At 73.0% G+C, this 22,679-nt stretch carries 15 protein-coding genes; 8 read left to right on the top strand and 7 right to left on the bottom strand.

Features of this window, described 5'->3' with window-relative positions; all coding sequences use genetic code 11:
• Positions 1-118: 118 nt before the first annotated feature.
• Positions 119-1,108: an FHA domain-containing protein gene (locus tag BUB17_RS13615; protein WP_072918787.1), complete on the bottom strand. Its 990-nt coding sequence runs from the start codon at positions 1,106-1,108 to the stop codon at positions 119-121.
• Between the two features lie 176 nt (positions 1,109-1,284).
• A complete protein-coding gene (gene glgP, locus BUB17_RS13620) occupies positions 1,285-3,834 on the bottom strand; it encodes an alpha-glucan family phosphorylase (protein WP_072918788.1) in 2,550 nt (849 codons plus the stop codon).
• Positions 3,835-4,013: 179 nt separating this feature from the next.
• Between glgP and BUB17_RS13625 the strand changes: the two genes are divergently transcribed.
• The 5 genes from BUB17_RS13625 (at position 4,014) to BUB17_RS13645 (ending at position 13,954) form a co-directional block, all read left to right on the top strand.
• On the top strand, positions 4,014-6,047 hold the full coding sequence (locus BUB17_RS13625) for an alpha-1,4-glucan--maltose-1-phosphate maltosyltransferase (RefSeq protein ID WP_072918937.1): 2,034 nt from the start codon (positions 4,014-4,016) through the stop codon (positions 6,045-6,047).
• A gap of 112 nt (positions 6,048-6,159) precedes the next feature.
• Positions 6,160-7,992, top strand: a complete 1,833-nt coding sequence (gene treS, locus BUB17_RS13630; RefSeq protein ID WP_072918790.1) for a maltose alpha-D-glucosyltransferase — start codon at positions 6,160-6,162, stop codon at positions 7,990-7,992.
• Positions 7,989-9,383, top strand: a complete 1,395-nt coding sequence (locus BUB17_RS13635; protein ID WP_072918793.1) for a maltokinase N-terminal cap-like domain-containing protein — start codon at positions 7,989-7,991, stop codon at positions 9,381-9,383. The genes treS and BUB17_RS13635 overlap by 4 nt, the downstream gene beginning before the upstream one ends.
• Before the next feature lie 28 nt (positions 9,384-9,411).
• Positions 9,412-12,264 (top strand): 1,4-alpha-glucan branching protein GlgB, encoded by a 2,853-nt coding sequence (glgB, locus tag BUB17_RS13640; RefSeq protein WP_072918795.1) that lies wholly within the window; start codon positions 9,412-9,414, stop codon positions 12,262-12,264.
• 292 nt (positions 12,265-12,556) lie between these two features.
• Complete coding sequence (locus BUB17_RS13645) at positions 12,557-13,954, top strand: neutral zinc metallopeptidase (RefSeq protein ID WP_244277205.1); 1,398 nt, start codon at positions 12,557-12,559, stop codon at positions 13,952-13,954.
• An 18-nt stretch (positions 13,955-13,972) separates the two neighbouring features.
• Here the strand turns inward: BUB17_RS13645 and BUB17_RS13650 are convergent, their stop codons facing one another.
• The 5 genes from BUB17_RS13650 to BUB17_RS13670 form a co-directional block, all read right to left on the bottom strand.
• Positions 13,973-14,941, bottom strand: a complete 969-nt coding sequence (locus tag BUB17_RS13650) for a tetratricopeptide repeat protein (protein ID WP_083606333.1) — start codon at positions 14,939-14,941, stop codon at positions 13,973-13,975.
• Between the two features lie 49 nt (positions 14,942-14,990).
• A complete protein-coding gene (locus tag BUB17_RS13655; RefSeq protein WP_072918798.1) occupies positions 14,991-15,515 on the bottom strand; it encodes a MarR family winged helix-turn-helix transcriptional regulator in 525 nt (174 codons plus the stop codon).
• Between the two features lie 126 nt (positions 15,516-15,641).
• On the bottom strand, positions 15,642-17,126 hold the full coding sequence (locus tag BUB17_RS13660; protein ID WP_072918800.1) for a phytoene desaturase family protein: 1,485 nt from the start codon (positions 17,124-17,126) through the stop codon (positions 15,642-15,644).
• Between the two features lie 15 nt (positions 17,127-17,141).
• On the bottom strand, positions 17,142-18,152 hold the full coding sequence (gene meaB, locus BUB17_RS13665) for a methylmalonyl Co-A mutase-associated GTPase MeaB (protein ID WP_175561364.1): 1,011 nt from the start codon (positions 18,150-18,152) through the stop codon (positions 17,142-17,144).
• Between the two features lie 32 nt (positions 18,153-18,184).
• Complete coding sequence (locus tag BUB17_RS13670) at positions 18,185-19,375, bottom strand: acetyl-CoA C-acetyltransferase (protein WP_072918945.1); 1,191 nt, start codon at positions 19,373-19,375, stop codon at positions 18,185-18,187.
• A gap of 201 nt (positions 19,376-19,576) precedes the next feature.
• Between BUB17_RS13670 and BUB17_RS13675 the strand changes: the two genes are divergently transcribed.
• From BUB17_RS13675 to ccrA, 3 genes are all read left to right on the top strand, one after another.
• The gene (locus BUB17_RS13675; RefSeq protein WP_072918802.1) at positions 19,577-20,425 is read left to right on the top strand and encodes an alpha/beta fold hydrolase; all 849 of its coding nucleotides are present in this window, start codon (positions 19,577-19,579) and stop codon (positions 20,423-20,425) included.
• 250 nt (positions 20,426-20,675) lie between these two features.
• Positions 20,676-21,131 carry a methylmalonyl-CoA epimerase gene (gene mce, locus BUB17_RS13680; RefSeq protein WP_072918804.1) on the top strand — a complete coding sequence of 152 codons (456 nt, stop codon included), beginning with the start codon at positions 20,676-20,678 and terminating at the stop codon, positions 21,129-21,131.
• A 105-nt stretch (positions 21,132-21,236) separates the two neighbouring features.
• A complete protein-coding gene (gene ccrA / locus BUB17_RS13685; protein ID WP_072918807.1) occupies positions 21,237-22,568 on the top strand; it encodes a crotonyl-CoA carboxylase/reductase in 1,332 nt (443 codons plus the stop codon).
• Positions 22,569-22,679: the final 111 nt, after the last annotated feature.

Below are 22,679 nucleotides of genomic sequence, written 5' to 3' on the forward strand. Positions count from 1 at the left end.
GTGGGCCCGGTCCGGCTGGAACGCCGAGAGCCCCGGTCCGCACGGACCGGGGCTCTCGTGGCCCCCTTGCAGGGTCCCGCCGCGAGCCTGCGAGTGGCGGGGAGCAAGGGGCCCTTGATCAGTCGGGTTGCTGCTCGAAGGTGATGACCGTCCAGCCCAGCAGGAGCCGGTCGCCGTCGGCGAGCGGGTGGGCCACGCCGGGCTCGAGCTGGGTCCACTCGGTGGCCTCGGGGCCGGCGACGTGCGTGCCGTTGAGCGATCCGAGGTCGACCAGCGACACCTCGCGGCCGTTGCGCTGGATCGCGGCGTGCGCCGAGGAGAGCACGTTCTGGGTGTCGGCGATCGGCACCGGCCGCGCCGAGCCGGCGGTGACCAGCTCGTGGTTGTCCGGCCGGCGGCCGAGCACGAGGTCCTCGTCCACGGTCACGACCAGGCCGTCGTCGAAGCGCAGCACCGGGGCGGGCGCGGTCTCCGGCTTCCAGAAGGCGGTCGCCTCGCCCTCGTCGTCCTGCTGGCGCGCGGGGGCGGCCGTCGCGCCGTAACCGGAGGATCCGGCGCTGCCGAAGCCCGCGTCGGAGCCGGCGGTGAACGACGACGCCTGCGTCGGTGCCGCCTGCGGGGCAGCAGCCGCCGACGGGTGCGCGACCGCGGCGAGCTGCAGCATCGCCCCGGAGCCGGGGACGGTGCCCTCGACCAGGTCGTAGGCGACCCCCGGCGGCATGGTGGGCACCGGCTGGCCGGGGCCGACGTAGAGGGTCTGCCCGAGCTGGAAGCCGCTGGCGAGGGTGCAGCCGTCGACCGACGTGCCCGACACCGGGACGCCGTCCACGGCCGGCTGGCCCTTGCCGCACCACAGCGCGACGCCGTTGCCCGAGCCGCCCGCGGTGTCGACGAGGACCAGCGCGAAGGACGCCGAGCTACCGCCGAGGACGGAGACCTGACCGGCGACCGCCGCCAGGACGCGCTCCGCGCCGAGGCCGGACACCCCCAGGCAGGCGTGCAGCGCGGCGACCAGGGCCGGCGAGCCGGGGGCGTCCACCCACAGCAGGCCGCCTCCACGTCGGGCGACGACGGAGTCGCCTGGCAGGACTTCACAGCGGTCGGGCATGGCATCCAGCGTAGAGGCGACTCACCCGACTGGGTGATCCGTCCTCCCCGCCACGCCGAGCCGGTCGCACCGGCCGGAGACCGGTGCGACCCGCGTGGCGGGTGTGCCTCCCGTGAGCGAGGACCCCCTGCCCCCACTGCTCGCAGGCTCGCAGCGGGCCCCTGCAGGGAGGCCGTTCAGGCGCTCGCGACGACCCCCAGCTCGGCCGGGTCCGCCAGGTGCTCCGAGTGCGGCAGCACGCGCACCGTGTAGCCGAAGGCACCGGTGCGCTCCAGCGGCAGCGTGGCGGTGAACCAGTGCCGCGACCCGTCGGTGTGCTCGTGCGTCATCGGCAGCGTGGTCACCTCGTGCAGGCCGTCGGCGTCGTCGACCCGCCCGTAGGCGGCCTGCACCTGGACGTCGGACGGCGTGAGCCCCGGCAGCTCCACCTCCGCCCGCAGTGCCAGCGTCGAGCCGATCTCCGGGGTGTCGCCGGCGCCGGTGGCCTCGACGTGCGCGACCCGCACGGTGCTCCAGCGGTCGAGCAGCCGGGCACGCCAGCCCGCCTCGGTCCGGGCCGCGCCGTACCCGGACTCGGCCATGGCCCGGGACGAGCCGACCGCCGGCACGTACAGCTGCTGCACGTAGTCGCGCACCATCCGGGTCGCCTGCACCTTGGGGCCGGTCTCGCGCAGCGTGTGCCGCACCATCTCGACCCACCGGCTGGGGACGCCGTCGCGATCGGTCTCGTAGAAGCGCGGGATCACCTGGCTGCTGAGCAGCTCGTAGATGGCCCGCGCCTCGATGTCGTCGCGGCGCTCGGGGTCGGCGATCCCGTCGGCGGTGGGGATGGCCCACCCGTTCTGGCCGTCGAACCACTCGTCCCACCAGCCGTCGCGGATGGAGAGGTTCAGCCCGCCGTTGAGCGCGGCCTTCATGCCCGAGGTGCCGCACGCCTCCAGCGGGCGCAGCGGGTTGTTCAGCCAGACGTCGCAGCCCCAGTAGAGGTAGCGCGCCATGCCGATGTCGTAGCCGGGGAGGAAGGCGATGCGGTGCCGGATCGCGGGATCGTCGGCGAACTTCACCATCTGCTGGATCAGCTGCTTGCCGCCGTCGTCGGCCGGGTGGCTCTTGCCGGCGATGACCAGCTGCACCGGGCGCTCGGGGTCCAGCAGCAGTGCCCGCAGCCGCTCGGGGTCGCGCAGCATGAGGGTCAGCCGCTTGTACGAGGGGACCCGGCGGGCGAAGCCGATCGTGAGGACGTCGGGGTCGAACGCGCTGTCGGTCCACCCCACCTCGGACTCCGCGGCGCCGCGGGAGAGCGCCGTGTCCCGCAGCCGGCGGCGCACCTCCTCGACCAGCCGGCCGCGCAGCATCCGGCGGGTGCTCCACAGCTCGCCGGAGGAGATGCGGTCCACGCCGTCGAAGTGCACCGGGCCCTCGACGTCGACCGGGTCGCCCTGGCTGCTGACCTGGGAGCCCATCTCGACCAGCTCGCGCGCGGTCCAGGTGGGCGCGTGCACGCCGTTGGTGATCGAGCTGATCGGCACGTCGCCCTCGTCGAAGCCCGGCCACAGGCCGCGGAACATCGACCGGCTGACGTGCCCGTGCAGCCGGCTGACGCCGTTGGCGCGCTGGCCCAGCCGCAGGCCCATGTGCGCCATGTTGAACTTCGTCGGGTCCTCCTCGGCGCCCAGCGGGATCAGCTGGTCCAGGGGGACGCCGAAGCCGGCGAAGTAGCGCTCGATCAGCGCCCGCGGGAAGCGGTCGATGCCGGCCGGCACCGGCGTGTGGGTGGTGAACACCGTGCCGGCGCGCACCGCCTGCAGCGCCTCGGGGAACGACAGCCCGTGCGACTCGGTGAGCTCGCGGATCCGCTCGACGCCGAGGAAGCCCGCGTGCCCCTCGTTGGCGTGGTAGACCTCCGGCGCCGGCGTCCCGGTGAGCTGGCAGTAGGCGCGCAGCGCCCGCACGCCGCCGATGCCGAGCAGCATCTCCTGGCGCAGCCGGTGGTCCTCGTCGCCGCCGTAGAGGCGGTCGGTGACCCCGCGCTCGGCCGGCGTGTTCTCCTCGATGTCGCTGTCGAGCAGCAGCAGCGACACCCGGCCGACCTGGGCCCGCCACACGTGCGCGAACAGCGTGCGCCCCTCGGGCAGCGGGACGTTGATGACGACGGCGGTGCCGTCGGGCTGGCGCAGCAGCTTCAGCGGCAGGCCGTGCGGGTCCAGCGACGGGTAGTGCTCCAGTTGCCAGCCGTCGGCCGACAGGCCCTGCTCGAAGTAACCGGCCCGGTACAGCAGCCCCACGCCGATCAGCGGGACGCCGAGGTCGGAGGCGGCCTTGAGGTGGTCGCCGGCGAGGATGCCCAGCCCACCGGAGTACTGCGGCAGGACCTCGGTGATGCCGAACTCAGCGGAGAAGTAGGCGACCGTCGCCGGCGCGCCCTCCCCCAGCGACTGGTACCAGTGCGGCGCCGACAGGTACTCCTGCAGGTCGTCGACCGCGTCCTGCAGCCGGCGCACGAACCGCCGGTCCCTGGCGAGGGTGGCCAGCCGCTCGGCCGAGACCTCACCGAGGACCTGCACCGGGTCGCCGTTGCAGGTCCGCCACAGCTCGGGGTCGAGCGCCTCGAAGAGGTCACGGGTCTCGGCGTGCCAGGACCACCGGAGGTTGATGACCAGCTGGGACAGCGGCAGCAGCTCCTCGGGGAGCGATGCCCGGACGGTGAACCGACGGAGTGCGCGCACGGAGCGAGACTAACGACGGCCGCTGGGGCCGCCAGAGCGGCGCAGCGATCGACGCGCGAGGATGAGCCATGGCCAGCCGACGCCCCGGTCACCCCTCCGTCCCACCCGTCCCGCACCGCGAGCGCCAGGCCACGGCGGCCGATGTGCTCACCCGGCGCGCCCTGGATAGCGTGGCCGGGATGACTGGCCGCGCTGACCTCCGTCTCGGCATCACCGATGTCGCCCCCGTCGTGTCCTGCGGCGCGTTCTCCGCGCGCGCCGTGGTCGGCGAGCACCTCCCGATCACCGCCACCGTCTTCCGCGAGGGTCACGACGCCGTCGCCGCGAACGTCGTCTGGACCCCACCGGCTGGGGACGGCGCGGCACCGTCCCGGCACCGGATGGAGCGCTTCGGCGACCAGCCCGACCGCTGGCTGACCACCGTCGTCCCGGACCGCGAGGGCCGGTGGACCTACCGCGTGGAGGCCTGGAGCGACCCGCTCGCGACCTGGCACCACGCCGTCGAGGTCAAGATCGCCGCCGGTCAGGGGCCCGAGGAGCTGGCCAACGACCTGGAGGAGGGCGCCCGGCTGCTCGACCGGGTGGCCGCCGAGGCCGACGCCGACTGGCGGGAACGCGTCTCCGAGGCCGCCGCGGCGCTGCGCGATCCCTCCCGGGAGCTCGCCGCGCGGGTCGCCCCGGCGCTGGCGGAGGCGGTGCAGCGGTACCTGCACGACCACCCAGTGCGCGAGCTGGTCACCCCCGGGCCGGAGTACGAGGTCTGGGTCGACCGGCCCCGCGCGCTGTTCGGCTCCTGGTACGAGTTCTTCCCCCGGTCCACCGGCCCGGTCGTCGACGGCCGCCCCACGCACGGCACGTTCGCCACCTCGGCCGAACGGCTGCCCGCCATCGCCGACATGGGCTTCGACGTGGTCTACCTGCCGCCGATCCACCCGATCGGCACGGTCAACCGCAAGGGCCCGAACACCTCGCAGTTCCCGGGCGGCAACCCCTTCGAGATCGGGCCGGACGACCCGGGCTCACCGTGGGCCATCGGCAGCGCCGAGGGCGGGCACGACGCCGTCCACCCGCAACTGGGCACGATGGAGGACTTCCGGGCCTTCGTCGAGCGCACCCGCGAGCTGGGCATGGAGGTGGCGCTGGACTTCGCGCTGCAGGCCGCGCCCGACCACCCCTGGGTGAAGGAGCACCCGGAGTGGTTCACCACCAAGCCCGACGGCACGATCGCCTACGCGGAGAACCCGCCGAAGAAGTACCAGGACATCTACCCGGTCAACTTCGACAACGACCCCGAGGGCATCTACGCCGAGTGCCTGCGGGTTCTCCGGGTGTGGATGGAGGCCGGGGTGCGGGTCTTCCGCGTCGACAACCCGCACACCAAGCCGCTGAACTTCTGGCACTGGCTCATCTGGACGGTCAAGGAGACCGACCCGGACGTGCTCTTCCTCGCCGAGGCCTTCACCCGGCCGGCCATGATGCACCAGCTGGCCCGCATCGGGTACACGCAGTCCTACACGTACTTCACGTGGCGCACCGGGCGCGAGGAGCTCGAGGAGTACGGCCGCGAGCTGGCCGTCAACAGCCACTACATGCGGCCGAACTTCTTCGTGAACACCCCGGACATCCTGCACGCGTCGCTGCAGCTCGGCGGCCCGCCGATGTTCAAGGTCCGCGCCGTCCTGGCGGCCATGATGAGCCCGACGTGGGGTGTCTACTCGGGCTTCGAGCTCTTCGAGCACGTCGCGGTGCGCCCCGGCAGCGAGGAGTACCTCGACAGCGAGAAGTACCAGCTGCGGCCGCGCGACTGGGCCGCTGCGGAGTCCTCCGGGCGCAGCCTCGCGCCCTACCTCCGCCGGCTCAACGAGATCCGCCGCGCCCACCCGGCCCTGCAGCAGCTGCGCACGCTGCGGTTCCACTCCGTGGACAACCCGAACCTGATCTGCTTCACCAAGACCGACCCCGGCTCGCAGGACGCCGTCCTGGTGGTGGTGAACCTCTCCAGCCACCACACCCAGATCGGGACGACGTCCCTGGACCTGCCGGCGCTCGGGCTGGACTGGCACGAGCGGTTCACCGTGACCGACGAGCTGACCGGCAACAGCTGGGACTGGGGCCAGTTCAACTACGTCGAGCTCGACCCCTACCGGGAGCCGGCGCACGTCTTCTCGATCACCTACCCCCGGCACGTCCAGGTACCGCCGCCGGTGGCGTGAACGAGGCCCCCTTGCCCTACCGCTGCCACCACCGGCCTCGTCCAGAGGCTCACCCCGAGCTTGCCAGGGGTGAGGAGGACGAGGTCCTTCTACCGAGGGGCCAATCCTCCCGATGACCGTTCCCGTCCCCGACCTCCCCGTCAGCCGCCCCGAGGCGCCGGCGTCGGCGCTGCCCGCACCCGGCACCGACCCCGAGTGGTACAAGCGCGCCGTCTTCTACGAGGTGCTCGTCCGCGGGTTCGCCGACAGCAACGCCGACGGCGTCGGCGACCTGCGCGGCATGATCGACAAGCTGGACTACCTGCAGTGGCTCGGCGTCGACTGCCTGTGGCTGCCGCCGTTCTTCGCCTCGCCGCTGCGCGACGGCGGTTACGACGTCAGCGACTACACCGCCGTGCTGCCCGAGTTCGGCGACATCGACGACTTCACGGAGTTCCTCGGCGCGGCCCACGCCCGTGGCATCCGCGTGATCATCGACTTCGTCATGAACCACACCTCGGACCAGCACCCCTGGTTCCAGGCCAGCCGCAGCGACCCCGAGGGCCCGTACGGCGACTTCTACGTGTGGCGCGACGACGACACCGGCTACGCCGACGCGCGGATCATCTTCGTCGACACCGAGAGCTCGAACTGGACCTTCGACCCGGTCCGCAAGCAGTACTTCTGGCACCGGTTCTTCTCCCACCAGCCCGACCTCAACTTCGAGAACCCGAGGGTGATCGAGGCGATCCTGGACGCCTTGCGGTTCTGGCTGGACCTGGGCATCGACGGCTTCCGGCTGGACGCCGTGCCCTACCTGATCGAGGAGGAGGGCACCAACTGCGAGAACCTGCCGGGGACCCACGAGATCCTCAAGCAGGTCCGCAAGGTCGTCGAGGCCGACTACCCCGACCGGGTCCTGCTGTGCGAGGCCAACCAGTGGCCGGCCGACGTCGTGGAGTACTTCGGCGAGGACGGCGACGAGTGCCAGATGGCCTTCCACTTCCCGGTGATGCCGCGCCTGTTCATGGGCGTGCGGCGGGAGCAGCGGTTCCCGATCTCGGAGATCATGGCGCAGACCCCGGAGATCCCGGACAACTGCCAGTGGGGCATCTTCCTGCGCAACCACGACGAGCTGACCCTGGAGATGGTCACCGACGAGGAACGCGACTACATGTGGGCGGAGTACGCCAAGGACCCCCGCATGAAGGCCAACATCGGCATCCGCCGCCGGCTGGCGCCGCTGCTGGACAACGACATGGACACCCTCGAGCTGTTCAACGCGCTGCTGCTGTCGCTGCCCGGCTCGCCGGTCCTCTACTACGGCGACGAGATCGCCATGGGCGACAACATCTGGCTCGGTGACCGCGACGGCGTGCGCACCCCGATGCAGTGGACGCCGGACCGCAACGGCGGCTTCTCCACCGCCGACCCGCAGCGGATGTACCTGCCGCTGAACCAGGACCCGGTCTACGGCTACCAGGTCACCAACGTCGAGTCGCAGCTGCGCAACACCAACTCGATGCTGCACTGGCTGCGGCAGATGATCCACGTGCGCAAGCAGCACCCGACCTTCGGCCGGGGCAGCTACGCCGAGATCGGCTCCCGCAACCCGACGGTGCTCTCCTTCGTCCGCGAGTTCGGCGACGACGTGGTGCTATGCGTCAACAACCTCTCCCGGTTCCCGCAGCCGGTGGAGCTGGACCTGCGCCGCTTCGAGGGCTACACCCCGATCGAGCTGACCGGCCGGGTGGAGTTCCCGCAGATCGGGGTCCTGCCCTACATGCTCACCCTGTCCGGGCACGGCTTCTACTGGTTCGAGCTGGCCAAGCCCGCCGAGCCGGTGGAGGAGCCCACCGAGACCGACGACACCGCGGTGGCCGACTCCCTGCTGGCGGCGGGCCTCGTCGGCTCCGGCGAGGAACCACCTGCGGGCGACACGGCCGACACGGGAGGAGCCCGATGAACGCCCTGACCGGACTGTTCCGGGAGTGGATGCCGTCCCAGCGCTGGTTCGGCGGCAAGGGCCGGGAGTGGGCCGGCGTGGAGGAGGAGAGCTTCTTCCTCGACCGCTCGCACCCCGTCCTGTCCATCCACCGGGTGACGGTGACCTACACCGACGGCGCGACGGAGACCTACCTGGTGCCGCTGTCGTGGCGTGACCGCGCCGTGGAGGAGCTGGCCGCGGCGCTCGTCGGCACCGTGGCGCACGAGAACGGCGAGAACCACGCCTACGACGCGATGCGCGACCGCGAGGCCACCGCCAGCTGGCTGACCCACCTCGCCGAGGGCGCCACGGTGGGCCCGATGCGGTTCGTGCCGGGCGAGGGTGCCGAGATCCCGGCCGGGCTCCCCGGCGACATCGTCTCCACCGAGCAGAGCAACACCTCGCTGGTGTACGGGCAGGAGGCGATCCTCAAGCTGTTCCGGCGGCTCGAGCCCGGCCTCAATCCGGACGTCGAGGTCCACAGCGCCCTGCGCCGGACCGACAACCCGCACATCGCGCCGCTGCTCGGCCACGCCGAGATCGACCACGACCGGGACGCCGACACCCCGCCGGCGACGGTCCTCATGCTGCAGCGGTTCGTGCCCAACGCCAGCGACGGGTGGCGGCTGGCCACCGCGAGCGTGCGCGACCTCTACGCCGAGGCCGACCTGCACGCCGACGAGGTGGGCGGGGACTTCGCCGCTGACAGCGAGCGGCTCGGCGCGGCCACCGCCTCGGTGCACGCCGACATGGCGCAGGTGCTGCCGACCGAGGAGGCCGACCGCGACTGGTTCACCACCGTCGCCCGGCAGATGACCGAGCGGCTCGACGCCGCGATCGAGGTCGTCCCGCAGCTGGCCGACCACGCCGACGGGCTGCGTGCGGTCTACGCGGCCGTGGCGGAGAACCCCGAGCCCGTCGTCCGCCAGCGGGTGCACGGGGACCTGCACCTGGGCCAGGTGCTGCGCACCGCCACCGGGTGGATCGTGCTCGACTTCGAGGGCGAGCCCGCCCGCCCGCTGGCCGCGCGCCGCGAGCTGGACAGCCCGATGCGCGACGTGGCCGGGATGCTGCGGAGCTTCGACTACGCCGCCCGCCACATGCTCGTGGAGCAGCCGGGTGATCAACAGCGCGCTTACCGCGCGCAGGAGTGGGCAGAGCGCAACCGGAGCGCGTTCTGCGCGGGCTACGCGGCCGCGAGCGGGATGGACGCCTGCGGCAACAGCCCGTTGTTGCGTGCGTTCGAGGCGGACAAGGCCGTCTACGAGTGCGTCTACGAGGCGCGCAACCGCCCGCACTGGCTGATGATCCCGCTGCAGTCGCTGTCCCGGCTCACTGCCGCGGGCCAGCGCGGCGAGCCACGACCCTGAACACCGCACCGAAGAGGACGGCGACGCGATGACATCCCCGGACGAGACCGACCGCACCACCGATTCCCCGCTGACCGGCGGGCGGCCTCCCGCGAGCCGCGAGGAGCTGCAGGCGGCCGTCGAGGAGATGACCGCCGAGGCCGAGGCGGCCGAGGCGGAGCCGGTCGTCAACGCCACCCCGGCCCGCAAGCGGGCCACGGCGAAGAAGGCCCCGGCGAAGAAAGCGACCGCGAGGAAGGCCACCGCGGCGTCCGGGAGCGAGGCCCCGGCGAAGAAGGCGACCAAGCGTGCGCCGCGGAAGCGGGCGGCCCAGGCCGACGCGCCCCAGGGCGAGGTCGTCGCCGAGCAGGGCGGCACCGCCGCGCCCGTGGTCGCCCCGGCGCCGATCGCCGAACCGGGCAGCCCGAGCGGCGCCCCGGCCGGCCAGCCGGAGCCGCCGAGCCCGGACCCGGCGGAGCCGAGCACCCCGCAGGCCCCGGACGAGGACGGCGGCGCGGGTCCGGCGGCGACCCCAGCCGCGGCCACCCCGCCCGCCGGGACCCAGCCGTCGCAGACCCAGCCGTCGCAGACCCGGCCCGCCGAGGGCGCCACGGCCGGCACCGGGCCGCAGGTGGCGGCGGCGACCGTCCCCGAGGGGCAGGCCCCCGCCGAGGAGGGCCTCGCCCAGCAGGAGGCGCCCGCCGAGGTGAGCGAGGAGCAGCTGCGCGCCGTCGTCGACGGCTGGTCCTACGCCCCGCACAGCGTGCTCGGCGCGCACCCGGCCCGCGACGGCTGGGTGGTCCGCACGCTGCGGCCGAACGCGGTCTCGGTGACCGTCGTCGACGAGGACGACGCCCGCTACGACGCCCGGCAGCTGCACGGCGGCGGCATCTACGAGGCCCACCTGCCCGGGCAGCCCGGCGACTACCGGGTCGAGGTGACCTACGGCGACGGCGAGGGCGGCACCAACACCTTCGTCGTCGACGACCCCTACCGCTGGCTGCCGACCGTCGGCGAGCTGGACCAGCACCTCATCCGCGAGGGGCGGCACGAGCAGCTGTGGGAGGTGCTCGGCTCGCACGTGCGGCGCTACGACACCCCGCGTGGGCTGGTCGAGGGCGTCTCCTTCGCGGTCTGGGCGCCCAACGCCCAGGGCGTGCGGGTGACCGGCGACTTCGACTACTGGGAGGCCCGGGCCTACCCCATGCGGTCGCTGGGCTCCTCGGGCGTGTGGGAGGTCTTCATCCCCGGCGTCCCGGTCGGCACGCGGTACCGCTACCAGGTGCTGGGCCGCGACGGCGTCTGGCGGCACAAGTCCGACCCGCTGGCCTTCGAGACCGAGGTCCCGCCGCTCAACGCCTCGGTGGTCACCGAGTCGGCCTACGAGTGGAGCGACGAGCAGTGGCTGACCGACCGCGCGCAGAGCGGCTGGCACCAGCGCCCGATGAGCATCTACGAGGTGCACATCGGCTCCTGGCGGCAGGGGCTGTCCTACCGCGAGCTGGCCGACGAGCTGGTCGACTACGTCGTCGAGCACGGGTTCACCCACATCGAGTTCATGCCGGTCGCCGAGCACCCCTTCGGCGGCTCCTGGGGCTACCAGGTCACCTCCTACTACGCGCCCACCTCCCGGTACGGCAGCCCGGACGACTTCCGTTACCTGGTCGACCGCGCGCACCAGGCCGGCATCGGCGTTCTCGTCGACTGGGTCCCCGCGCACTTCCCCAAGGACGACTGGGCGCTGGCCCGCTTCGACGGCACCGCGCTGTACGAGCACGGCGACCCGCGCCGCGGCGAACAGCTGGACTGGGGCACCTACGTCTTCGACTTCGGCCGCTCCGAGGTCCGCAACTTCCTCGTCGCCAACGCGCTGTTCTGGTGCAAGGAGTTCCACGTCGACGGCATCCGGGTCGACGCGGTTGCCTCGATGCTCTACCTGGACTACTCCCGCGACGACTGGGTGCCCAACGTGCACGGCGGCCGGGAGAACCTGGAGGCGATGGCGTTCCTGCAGGAGATGAACGCCACCGTCTACCGCGAGGTCCCCGGCGTCGTCACCATCGCCGAGGAGTCGACCGCCTGGCCCGGCGTCACCCGGCCCACCCACCTCGGCGGCCTGGGCTTCGGCTTCAAGTGGAACATGGGCTGGATGCACGACTCGCTGGCCTACATGTCCAAGGAGCCGGTGTACCGCGGCTACCACCACGGCCAGCTGACGTTCTCGATGATCTACGCCTACTCCGAGAACTACGTGCTGCCCATCAGCCACGACGAGGTCGTCTACGGCAAGGGGTCGCTGCTGCGGAAGATGCCCGGTGACCGGTGGCAGCAGCTGGCCAACCTGCGCGGCTACCTCGCCTACATGTGGGCCCACCCCGGCAAGCAGCTGCTGTTCATGGGGTCGGAGTTCGCCCAGGACGCCGAGTGGGCCGAGAGCCGCTCGCTGGACTGGTGGCACCTCGACGACCCGGCGCACCGCGGCGTCCTGCAGCTGGTGACCGACCTCAACGCCCGGTACAAGGAGACCGCCGCGCTGTGGTCCCAGGACGTCGACCCCGCCGGTTTCCAGTGGATCGACGCCAACGACGCCTCGGGGAACGTGCTGTCCTTCCTGCGCTACGGCCGCCCGGAGGCCACCGGGGACGGCTCGGACGGCGCCGGCGGCGAAGTGCTGGCCTGCGTCGCGAACTTCTCGGGCGCCCCGCACCACGGCTACCGCATCGGCCTGCCGCGGCCGGGCACCTGGCGCGAGGTGCTCAACACCGACGCCGAGGGCTACGGTGGCTCGGGCGTCGGCAACCACGGCTCCGTCGAGGCGGTCGAGCAGCCCTGGCACGGCCAGCCCTGGTCGGCGACCCTCGCCGTCCCGCCCCTGGGCACCGTCTGGTTCGTGCACGGGTAAGGACCCCCCTGCCGCCCACCACTCGATGGACGACCCCGTCCTCCCCACCCGTCGGGGAAGGACCCCTGGCCCCCGCCCACTCGCGAGCTCGCGGCGGGGACCCTGCAGGGGGCCGGCGGGACCCGGGACGGAGCCGGCGGGGCTCTGCGGAAGGGCGGTTCCAGCACGTCACCGGGCTCGGGACGGGCCCGGTGAACGGGGGCCTCCCGAGTGCGTCCGGGGGCCGCACCGGCGTCCGTCGCTGCAGCTACGGGGGGCGACAGGGCCGCCGCGATGGGACGATCCGAGGGACATGCCTGACTCCTCCGTGTGCCGCGTGGCCGTGGCCCTGCTCGCCACGGCCACGCTGCTGCTGGTGTCCGGCTGCTCGGTCGCCGTCGTCGGCCTGCCCAGTGCAGCCCGGCCCCCGGCCTCCGACATCCCCTCCGCCGAGCTGCAGGTCGTCGGCGCCACCGGCGGCCCGACCGACACCCTGGCGCGCAACGCCCTGGCCGACCTCGAGGCCTACTGGACGCAGCAGTTCCCCGACGTCTTCGGGCAGGACTTCGTGCCGCTCCAGGGCGGCTACTTCAGCGCCGACCCCGATGACGTCGACCCCCGCGCGTACCCGCAGGGCATCGGCTGCGGATCCGACCCCCGCGACGTGGAGGGCAACGCCTTCTACTGCCAGGCCCCCGACGCGCCGAACTCCGACTCGATCAGCTACGACCGCGCCTTCCTGCAGGAGCTCGCCGAGCAGTACGGCCGCTTCATCCCCGCGCTGGTGATGGCCCACGAGTTCGGCCACGCGGTGCAGGGCCGGGTCGGCTACCCCGACTACTCGATCTCGGTGGAGACCCAGGCCGACTGCTTCGCCGGCGCCTGGACGGCGTGGGTGGCCGACGGGCAGAGCGAGCACACGCAGATCCGCGCACCCGAGCTCGACGAGGTGCTGCGCGGCTACCTGCTGCTGCGCGACCCGGTGGGCACCAGCATCAACACCGAGGCCGCACACGGGTCCTACTTCGACCGCATCTCGGCGTTCCAGGAGGGCTTCCGGGCCGGACCGACCGCGTGCCGCGACAACTTCTCCGCCCAGCGCCCGTACACGCAGGGCGCCTTCTCCTCCGCCAGCGAGGCAGCGAGCGGCGGGAACGCGCCCTTCGGCGAGGCGCAGCAGATCGCGGCCGAGGCCCTCCCGGAGTTCTGGGGCCTCGCCTTCGACCAGGTCTTCGGTGAGACGTTCAGCACGCCGCAGCTGGAGCCGTTCGAGGGCAACCCGCCGACCTGCGCTGCCGACGACCTGGACCTGGTGTTCTGCGCCGACGACGACCTCGTGGGTTACGACGTCGAGGACCTGGTGGGTCCGGCCTACCAGGAGCTCGGCGGCGCCGACTACGCCGTCATCACCGCCGCCTCGCTGCCCTACGCGCTGGCCGCGCGCGACCAACTGGGGCTGTCCACCGACGACGAGGCGGCCATCCGGTCGGCGGTCTGCCTCACCGGCTGGTTCTCGTCGGCCTTCTTCGACGAACGGCTGACGGCCGCCGTCATCTCCCCTGGCGACATCGACGAGGCCGTGCAGTTCCTGCTGACCTACGGCACCGACCCGTCGGTCGTGCCCGAGGTCGCGCTGACCGGCTTCCAGCTGGTCGACCTGTTCCGCAACGGCTTCTTCCAGGGCGCCGCCGCCTGCGACGTCGGCGTCTGAGGTCCCCTGCCGGGAGCCTCAGTAGAGCGCGAGGGTGAGCTGGCGGCGGGCCGCGGCGACCCTCGGGTCCTGGTCACCGACGACGCCGAAGAGCTCAACCAGGTGCCGGCGCGCCTGGTCGCGGTCGTCCCCGGCGGTCCGGCGGACCACGTCCAGCAGCCGCTCGAAGGCACCCTCGACGTTCCCGGTGCCGAGCAGGAAGTCCGCGGCCCGGGCCTGTGCGGCGACGTCGTCCGGAGCGGCGTCCGCGGCGGCGAGCGCATCCGGTCCGGCCTCGTCGGCGCGGCGGAACAGCTGCACCTGGCGCAGCGCGAGGCCCGCAACGGGGTGGTCGGGCTCGGCGTCGAGGATCGACTGGTAGGCGGCCTCGGCGGCGGTCAGGTCACCGCGCTCGAGGGCGGCCTCGGCGGCGTCCAGCCGAGGGTCCTCGGCCTCGCCGGCCTCGTCGTTCCCGGCCTCGGGGACGGCGCCACCGGTGGTCGCCCGCACCAGCTCGGTGACGAACTGCCGCGCCTGCTCCTCGGGGATGGCACCGGTGAACTCGGCGACCAGCTGCCCCTGCCAGACCGCCTTGACCGCGGGGATGCCCTGCACCCGCAGGCCCTGGGCGAGTGCCGGGTTGGCGTCGACGTCGACCTTGGCCAGCACCCAGGAGCCGCCGCCCTCCGCGGCCAGCCGCTCGAGCACCGGGGAGAGCTGCTTGCACGGCCCGCACCACTCGGCCCACAGGTCGAGCACGACCGGGACCTGGAAGGAGCGGTCGAGCACCTCGGCCTGGAAGGTCTCCTCGGTGACGTCGACGACCGCGGCACCTGGGGCGCCGGTCGGCGCGGCGGCACTGGGCGGCGGCGCCGACTGGGCCCGTGCCGCGGCCTCGGAGCGGGCCTTGACGGCAGCGAGGTCGACCGCGCCGGCGAGGGAGGCGGCCAGCTGAGCCTGCTGGGCCTGCGCGCGCGGGTCGGGGCGTCCGGGACGGGTGGGCTGCATGACCTCGATCATCCCACCGCGGCGGAGGCGGTGTCGGAGGTGCCGGGGCTCAGGCGCCCGCCGTCCCGTCGTCCGCCACGTCACCGGCCCCGCGGCGGACCCGCTCGAGGATGGCGAACAGCGCGTCCAACTCGGCGTCGGGCACGTCGCCGAGGCCGAAGTCCAGTGCGGTCAGGGCGGCGGTCGCCTCCTCGACGACGCCCCGCCCGCGGTCGGTGATCGCAGCGAGCACGCCCCGCCCGTCGGCGGGGTTGGGACGCCGGTCGACGTAGCCGGCCGCGACCAAGCGGTCGATGGCGTTGGTGACGCTGGTCGGGTGGACCATCAGCCGGCTGCCGATCACCTTCAACGGCAGCTCGCCGGTGCGGCTGAAGGTGAGCAGCACCAGCACCTCGTAGCGGGCGAAGGTCAGCGCGTGCGGCCGCAGCGCCTCGTCGAAGCGGGCGAGCAGGATCTGCTGCACCCGGAAGACCGAGGTCGCGGCGCGCATCGCTGCGGCGGGCCCGAAGCGCTGCTCCCAGGACTCCCCGGCGCGCGCGATGGGATCGAACGGCAACCCCAGCGGACGGACCATGGCCCCAGAGGTTACGGGGGTCCACCCCAGCACCGAGTGGCGACTTGATGTGGTCGCCGTCCACAGGAGGCCGCCTCCAGGGGCCCGCCCCGAGCCTGCGAGGGGTGGGGAGGAGGTGGTCCTTCATCAGGCGGCCGGCGGGGCGGGGCGCAGCCGGGGGACGTGCCGCAGCCCGAACACCTCGCGCAGCGCCACCTGCGCGGCGTTGTCGCCGCAGGCACCGTGCACGGCCGGCCCGGGCGGCGTCGCGGACGAGGCGAGGTAGACCCCCGCCACCGGCGTCTTGTAGGTGTTCCAGCGCGGCACCGGCCGGGCCAGCATCTGCCGCAGCGTCGCCTGGCCGTTGGAGATGTCCCCGCCGAGGTAGGTCGGGTTCCACGCCTCCATCTGGACGGCGTCCTTCGTGGCCCGCTCGACGATCGTGTCCTTGAAGCCCGGTGCGAAGCGCTCGATCTGGTTCTCGATGGCCGCGGTCATGTCGATGTCCGAGCCGTGCGGCACGTGCACGTAGGCCCAGAAGACGTGCCCGCCCTCGGGAGCGCGCGTCGGGTCCGGCACGGTCGGCTGGACGGCCAGCACGTACGGGCGGTCGGTGGACCTCCGCTCGTTGGGGGCCCGCTCGCCGTCGATCGTCTCCTCGAGGGTCCCGGCGACGTGGATGGTCCCGGCCCGCCGCACGTCGGGGTTGGTCCAGGGCACCGGCTCGGACAGGATCCAGTCGATCTTGAAGACGCCCGCACCGTGCTCGTACCGGTCCACCCAGCGGCGGTAGCCCTCGTGCACCCGGTCGCCGGCCATCGACACGAAGGCCTCCGGCGTGGTGTCCAGCAGCACGGCCGGGACGCCGTCGAACTCGCGCAGGTCGGTGACCAGGTGGTCGGTCTCCACCTCGCCGCCCTGCTGCTCCAGGGCGGTCACCATCGCGTCGGCGAGGTTCTGCGACCCGCCCTCGACCAGCGGCCAGCCGACGTGGTGGCCGAGCATCGTCAGCAGCATCCCGAGCGCGGAGGTGAGCGGCCGGGTCAGGTCGAGCATCCCGTGCGCGGCCGCCCCGCCGAGCAGCGCGCGGGCACCCTCGGTCTCGAAGTAGCGGTGCGCCAGCCAGCGCACGTTGGGCAGCCCGTTGAGCCCGAAGTGCGCGATCTGCGGCACGCTGCGGGTCGGCAACCGGCGCAGCCTGCTGGTCAGGAAGAAGTCGACGACGTCCTGCCCGTGCTCGACCAGCGGCTCGAACAGGCGGCGGTAGGCCGGCCCGTCGGGCCCGAGGCCGGCCGCGGTCTCCGCCAGCGAGTGGTACGCGACCGAGGCACCCCCGCCGTCGAGAGGGTGCGCGAAGTTGACCTCCGGCTGGACCAGGCGCACACCTCGGCCGGCCAGGTCGAACTCGCGGAAGAACGGCGCCGCGGCGGCCATCGGCTGCACGATCGAGCAGACGTCGTGCCGGTACCCCGGCCGCATGAGCTCCTCGGTGCGCATCCCCCCGCCCGGGCGCCCGGCCGCCTCGACGACCTGCACCCGCAACCCGGCGGCGGACAGCCGGAGGGCCGCCGCCAGCCCGTTCGGCCCGCTCCCGACGACGACGGCGTCCGGCTTCCCGTTCACCCGGGCCATCCTGCCCTCAGCGGGTCAGAGCTGCGCGATCAGCGTGTCGGCGGCGCGGAACGGGTCGCTCTCCCCCGCCACCACCTGCTCGGCCAGGGTGCCGAGCGCCGCCGAGCCGCGGACGTCGCCCATCCGCTCCCGCAGCCCGGCCAGTGCGATCACCTCGACCTCCCGCGCCGCGCGGACCAGCCGGCGGCGGTAGCCCTCGCCCGAGGAGTCCAGCCACGCGCGGTGCTCCCCGATCGTCTCGGCGAGCTCGTCGATGCCGGTGTCGGAGGCGGCAACCGTGCGGCGGATCGGCGGCCGCCAGGCGCCGGGGAGGTCGTGCCGGCCGCCGAGCGAGAGCGCGTAGCGCAGGTCGCGCACCGTCTGGTCGGCGCCGTCCCGGTCGGCCTTGTTCACCACCAGGACGTCGGCGACCTCGAGGATCCCGGCCTTCGCCGCCTGGATGCCGTCGCCCATGCCCGGCGCGAGCAGCACCAGCGTGGTGTCGGCGAGCGAGGCCACCTCCAGCTCGGACTGCCCGACGCCGACGGTCTCGACCAGCACGACGTCGCACCCGGCGGCGTCCAGCACCCGCATCGCCTGCGGCGTGGCCCAGGCCAGCCCGCCGAGATGGCCGCGCGAGGCCATGGAGCGGATGTAGACGCCGGCGTCCCCGGCGTGGTCCTGCATGCGCACCCGGTCGCCGAGCAGCGCACCACCCGAGAAGGGGGACGACGGGTCGACCGCGAGGACGCCGACCCGCAGTCCGCGCTCGCGGTAGGCGCGGACCAGCGCGGTCGTCGTCGTGGACTTGCCGACGCCGGGCGAGCCGGTGAGGCCGACGACCTGCGCGTGCCCGGTGTGCGGGGCCAGTGCCGCGGCGACCTCGCGCAGCGCCGGGCTGGCCTCCTCGACCAGCGTGATCAGCCGCGCCACCGCGCGCGCCTCGCCGTCCCGTGCCCGCGCGACCAGGTCCGGGACGTCGACCGCGCGACGGCCCCGCCTCCTCCCGGGGGAGACGGGGCCGGGCGCCTGGACCGCAGTGTCCACCGCGTCAGCGGGAATCGCAGGGCCCTCCGAGGTCACGCCGTCGCGGGCACGTGCAGGATCAGCGCGTCGCCCTGCCCGCCGCCACCGCACAGCGCGGCGGCGCCGACACCGCCGCCGCGGCGGCGCAGCTCCAGCGCCACGTCCAGCACGATCCGCGCGCCGCTCATGCCGATCGGGTGGCCCAGCGCGATGGCGCCGCCGTTGGGGTTCACCTTCTCGGGGTCGATCCCGAGCTCCTTGGTGGAGACGAGTGCGACGGCGGCGAAGGCCTCGTTGAACTCGACCAGGTCGAGGTCGGCAGGCTCGATGCCCTCGCGCTCGCAGGCCTTCTGGACGGCGCGCGACGGCTGGCTCTGCAGCGTGGCGTCCGGGCCGGCGACGACCCCGTGCGCGCCGATCTCGGCGATCGGGGGAATGCCGAGCTCGGCGGCCTTCTCCGCACTCATGACGACGACCGCGCAGGCGCCGTCGGAGATCTGCGACGCGGTGCCGGCGGTGATCGTGCCGTCCTCGGCGAAGGCCGGCTTCAGCCGCGACAGGCTCTCCGCCGTGGTGTCGGCACGGACACCCTCGTCGTCGCGGAACTCGATCGGGTCGCCCTTGCGCTGCGGGATCAGCACCGGGGTGATCGCCTCCTCGAAGATGCCGTTCTTGCCCGCGCGAGCGGCCTTCTGGTGGCTCTCCGCGGCGAACGCGTCCTGCTCCTCGCGGGTCAGGTCGTAACGGCTGTTCGCCTGCTCGGTCAGGGCGCCCATCGCCACCTGGTCGAAGGTGTCCGAGAGCCCGTCGTGCGCCATGGCGTCGACGAGTTTGGTGTCCCCGTACTTGGTACCGGTGCGGGAGCTGGGCAGCAGGTGCGGCGCCTGGGTCATCGACTCCTGGCCGCCGGCCACGACGATGTCGAACTCGCCGGCGCGGATGAGCTGGTCGGCCAGTGCGATGGCGCTCAGGCCGGAGAGGCACACCTTGTTGACGGTGATGGCCGGCACCGTCATGGGGATGCCCGCGGCGACGGCCGCGGGGCGGGCCGGGTTCTGGCCGGCGCCGGCCTGCAGCACCTGCCCCATGATCACGTACTCGACCTGGTCGCCGGCGATGCCGGCCCGCTCGAGCGCGGCCTTGATGGCTACGCCGCCGAGGTCGGCGGCGGAGAAGTCCTTGAGCGAGCCGAGCAGCCGACCCATCGGGGTGCGGGCGCCGCTGACGATGACCGAACGGGACATGACTGCCTCCAGGGGCGGGCCGCCGACGCCGGCGACCGCGGGGTCGGTAGCGCCGCGCCACGGGGACACGGCGCCGGTCCCTCGCAGGATAGGACGCGGGCCGCGGCGTGGTCACCGGCGTGACGAGCGTCTCAGCGCATCCGATGGTGGGCCACCGGGTAGGACGCCAGCGACCGAGCACCCGAGACGAGGGAGACCCCCATGCCCCGCCTGCACGTCGGCGACGAGAACGGACACCCGGTCGAGCTGCACCACGAGGACGTCGGTGCCGGCCGCCCGGTCGTGCTGATCCACGGGTGGCCGCTGTCCGGCCGCTCCTGGGAGGCACAGGTCGGCCCGCTGGTCGAGGCCGGCCACCGCGTCGTCACCTACGACCGCCGCGGCTTCGGCGACTCGTCGCAGCCGTGGCACGGCTACGACTACGACACCTTCACCGCCGACCTGCACGCGCTGCTCGAGCACCTGGACCTGCGCGACGTCGCGCTCGTCGGCTTCTCCATGGGCGGCGGCGAGGTCGTCCGCTACCTGTCCCGCCACGGCACCGAGCGGGTCAGCCGCGCCGTCCTGGCCGCCGCCGTGCCGCCCTACCTGTACAAGAGCGCCGACAACCCCGACGGCGGCCTCGACGACGCCACCATCGAGGGGTTCCAGCAGGGCGTGCGCACCGACCGCCCGGCCTTCCTCGACGGTTTCACCAAGGACTTCTTCACTCCCGGTGGCTCGAGCCTCCTCAGGAGCCCCGCGGTCAGCGAGCAGCAGCGGCAGTACGCGCTGCACCTCGCCGAGTCCGCCTCGCCGAAGGGCACGCTCGACTGCATCACCGCCTTCGGCCGCACCGACTTCCGCGGCGACGTCGCCGCGATCACCGTGCCGACCCTGGTCGTCCACGGCGACTCGGACGCGATCGTGCCGTTCGAGGTCAGCGGCAGGCGCTCGCACGAGCTGATCCCGGGCAGCGAGCTGGTCGTCATCGAGGGCGGGCCACACGGGATCAACGCCTCGCACCCGGAGCAGTTCAACGCGGCGCTGATCGACTTCCTGCGTCGCTGACGGAGGACCTGGCTGCCCCCACCGTAGGAGGACCCCGTCCCCCACCCCTCGTGGCAGGACCCCCTGCCCCATCGCTCGCAGGCTCGCGGCGGGACCCTGCAGGGAGGCCGGCGGAGCCGGGCCGGAGCCGGCGGCGAACCCCGGCAGCCAGGCCTCCAGGGCCCGCCGTGGACCTGTGTGCGGCGGGCCCTCCCCTGTGTGTGGTCCACCCACCTGTCGTCTCAGACGTCTGGTCCGGGAGGATGCCGCGATGAGCACCGATCCGCGTACCGGCCTGCCGGCCGAGCTGTTCACCACGATCGATCACGTCGGCATCGCCGTCCCGGACCTGCGCGAGGCGATCGCCTTCTACGAGCTGGCCTTCGGCATCACCTCCGTGCACGAGGAGGTCAACGAGGAACAGGGCGTCCACGAGGCGATGCTCGCCGTCGGGGACGGCGACACCCGCATCCAGCTGCTGGCCCCGCTGACCCCCGAGTCGACGATCGCGAAGTTCATCGGCCGTTCCGGCCCGGGCCTGCAGCAGCTGGCCTTCCGCGTGACCGACGTCGAGGCGGTCAGCGCGACGCTGCGCGAGCGCGGCCTGCGGCTGCTCTACGACACCCCGAGGCGGGGGACGTCGGACAGCCGGGTCAACTTCGTCCACCCCAAGGACGCCGGCGGCGTCCTCGTCGAGCTCGTCGAGCCGGCGGCGTCGCCGCACTGACCGCCCGACCGGTGGACCGACAGCTGTCTACCGGCCGGTAACATCTCGCGCCACCGCACGGCCGCTGCACCGACTCACGAGCCGACGAAGACCCGGGAGACTCACGTGTTCGACATCAGGGACGCCATCCTCGCCGACCGACTGGACGCCCTCGCCGGGCTGCCGGTTCCGGAGTCCTACCGCGCCGTGCTGGTCCGCAAGGACGAGCAGGACATGTTCGAGGGTCTGGCCACCAAGGACAAGGACCCCCGCAAGTCGCTGCACGTCGAGGAGGTGGCCACACCGGAGCTGGGGCCGGGCGAGGCGATCGTCGCGGTGATGGCCTCGAGCGTGAACTACAACACCGTCTGGACGTCGATCTTCGAGCCGGTGTCGACCTTCGGGTTCCTGGAGCGCTACGGGAGGCTGCACGACCTGGCCAAGCGGCACGACCTGCCCTACCATGTGGTCGGCTCGGACCTGGCCGGCGTGGTGCTGCGGGTGGGCCCGGGGGTGAACCGGTGGAAGCCGGGTGACGAGGTGGTCGCGCACTGCCTGTCCGTCGAGCTGGAGGACCCGGCCGGCCACGACGACACGATGATGGACCCGCAGCAGCGGATCTGGGGTTTCGAGACCAACTTCGGCGGCCTGGCCGAACTGGCGCTGGTCAAGAGCAACCAGCTGCTGCCCAAGCCCGCACACCTGACCTGGGAGGAGGCCGCCGCCCCCGGGTTGGTCAACTCCACCGCCTACCGGCAGCTGGTCAGCCGCAACGGCGCGGGCATGAAGCAGGGCGACGTCGTGCTGATCTGGGGCGCCTCCGGTGGGCTGGGCTCCTATGCCACCCAGATGGCGCTCAACGGTGGCGCGATCCCGGTGTGCGTGGTCTCGAGTCCGGAGAAGGCCGAGATCGTCCGGAAGATGGGCGCGGACCTGGTCATCGACCGCTCCGCCGAGGGCTACCGGTTCTGGAAGGACGAGGACACCCAGGACCCCCGGGAGTGGCAGCGGTTCGGCAAGCGCATCCGCGAGCTCACCGGCGGCGACGACGTCGACATCGTCTTCGAGCACCCTGGCCGGGAGACCTTCGGCGCGAGCGTCTACGTCGCCAAGAAGGGCGGCACGATCGTCACCTGCGCCTCCACCAGCGGCTTCCTGCACCAGTACGACAACCGCTACCTGTGGATGAACCTCAAGCGGATCGTCGGCTCCCACTTCGCCAACTACAAGGAGGCCTGGGAGGCCAACCGGCTCATCGACCGCGGCCTGATCCACCCCACCCTGTCCAAGGTCTACCCGATGGAACAGGTCGGCCAGGCCGCCTGCGACGTCAAGAACAACTGCCACCAGGGCAAGGTCGGCGTGCTCACCCTCGCCCCGGAGGGGGGCCTCGGGGTCAAGGACACCGCCAAGCGGGAGCAGCACCTTCCCGCGATCAACCGTTTCCGGGGCGTGTGAGGAAGGACCCCGGAAGGCCCCCTGCTCCCCCCCGCTCGCCGGCTCGCGGCGGAGCCATGCAGGCGGCCATCGGGACCCGGGACGGAGTCGGCGGGGCCGTGCAGGGTGCCG

Source organism: Geodermatophilus obscurus, assembly GCF_900143215.1.
Lineage (GTDB): Bacteria > Actinomycetota > Actinomycetes > Mycobacteriales > Geodermatophilaceae > Geodermatophilus > Geodermatophilus obscurus_A.

Bases quoted from the DNA above. Each gene is read 5' to 3' on its own strand.
- BUB17_RS13615 (WP_072918787.1), bottom strand. From the start codon at position 1,108: ATGCCCGACCGCTGTGAAGTCCTGCCAGGCGACTCCGTCGTCGCCCGA.
- BUB17_RS13625 (WP_072918937.1), top strand. From the start codon at position 4,014: ATGACTGGCCGCGCTGACCTCCGTCTCGGCATCACCGATGTCGCCCCC.
- treS (WP_072918790.1), top strand. From the start codon at position 6,160: ATGACCGTTCCCGTCCCCGACCTCCCCGTCAGCCGCCCCGAGGCGCCG.
- BUB17_RS13635 (WP_072918793.1), top strand. From the start codon at position 7,989: ATGAACGCCCTGACCGGACTGTTCCGGGAGTGGATGCCGTCCCAGCGC.
- glgB (WP_072918795.1), top strand. From the start codon at position 9,412: ATGACATCCCCGGACGAGACCGACCGCACCACCGATTCCCCGCTGACC.
- BUB17_RS13645 (WP_244277205.1), top strand. From the start codon at position 12,557: ATGCCTGACTCCTCCGTGTGCCGCGTGGCCGTGGCCCTGCTCGCCACG.
- BUB17_RS13650 (WP_083606333.1), bottom strand. From the start codon at position 14,941: ATGCAGCCCACCCGTCCCGGACGCCCCGACCCGCGCGCGCAGGCCCAG.
- BUB17_RS13655 (WP_072918798.1), bottom strand. From the start codon at position 15,515: ATGGTCCGTCCGCTGGGGTTGCCGTTCGATCCCATCGCGCGCGCCGGG.
- BUB17_RS13660 (WP_072918800.1), bottom strand. From the start codon at position 17,126: ATGGCCCGGGTGAACGGGAAGCCGGACGCCGTCGTCGTCGGGAGCGGG.
- BUB17_RS13670 (WP_072918945.1), bottom strand. From the start codon at position 19,375: ATGTCCCGTTCGGTCATCGTCAGCGGCGCCCGCACCCCGATGGGTCGG.
- BUB17_RS13675 (WP_072918802.1), top strand. From the start codon at position 19,577: ATGCCCCGCCTGCACGTCGGCGACGAGAACGGACACCCGGTCGAGCTG.
- mce (WP_072918804.1), top strand. From the start codon at position 20,676: ATGAGCACCGATCCGCGTACCGGCCTGCCGGCCGAGCTGTTCACCACG.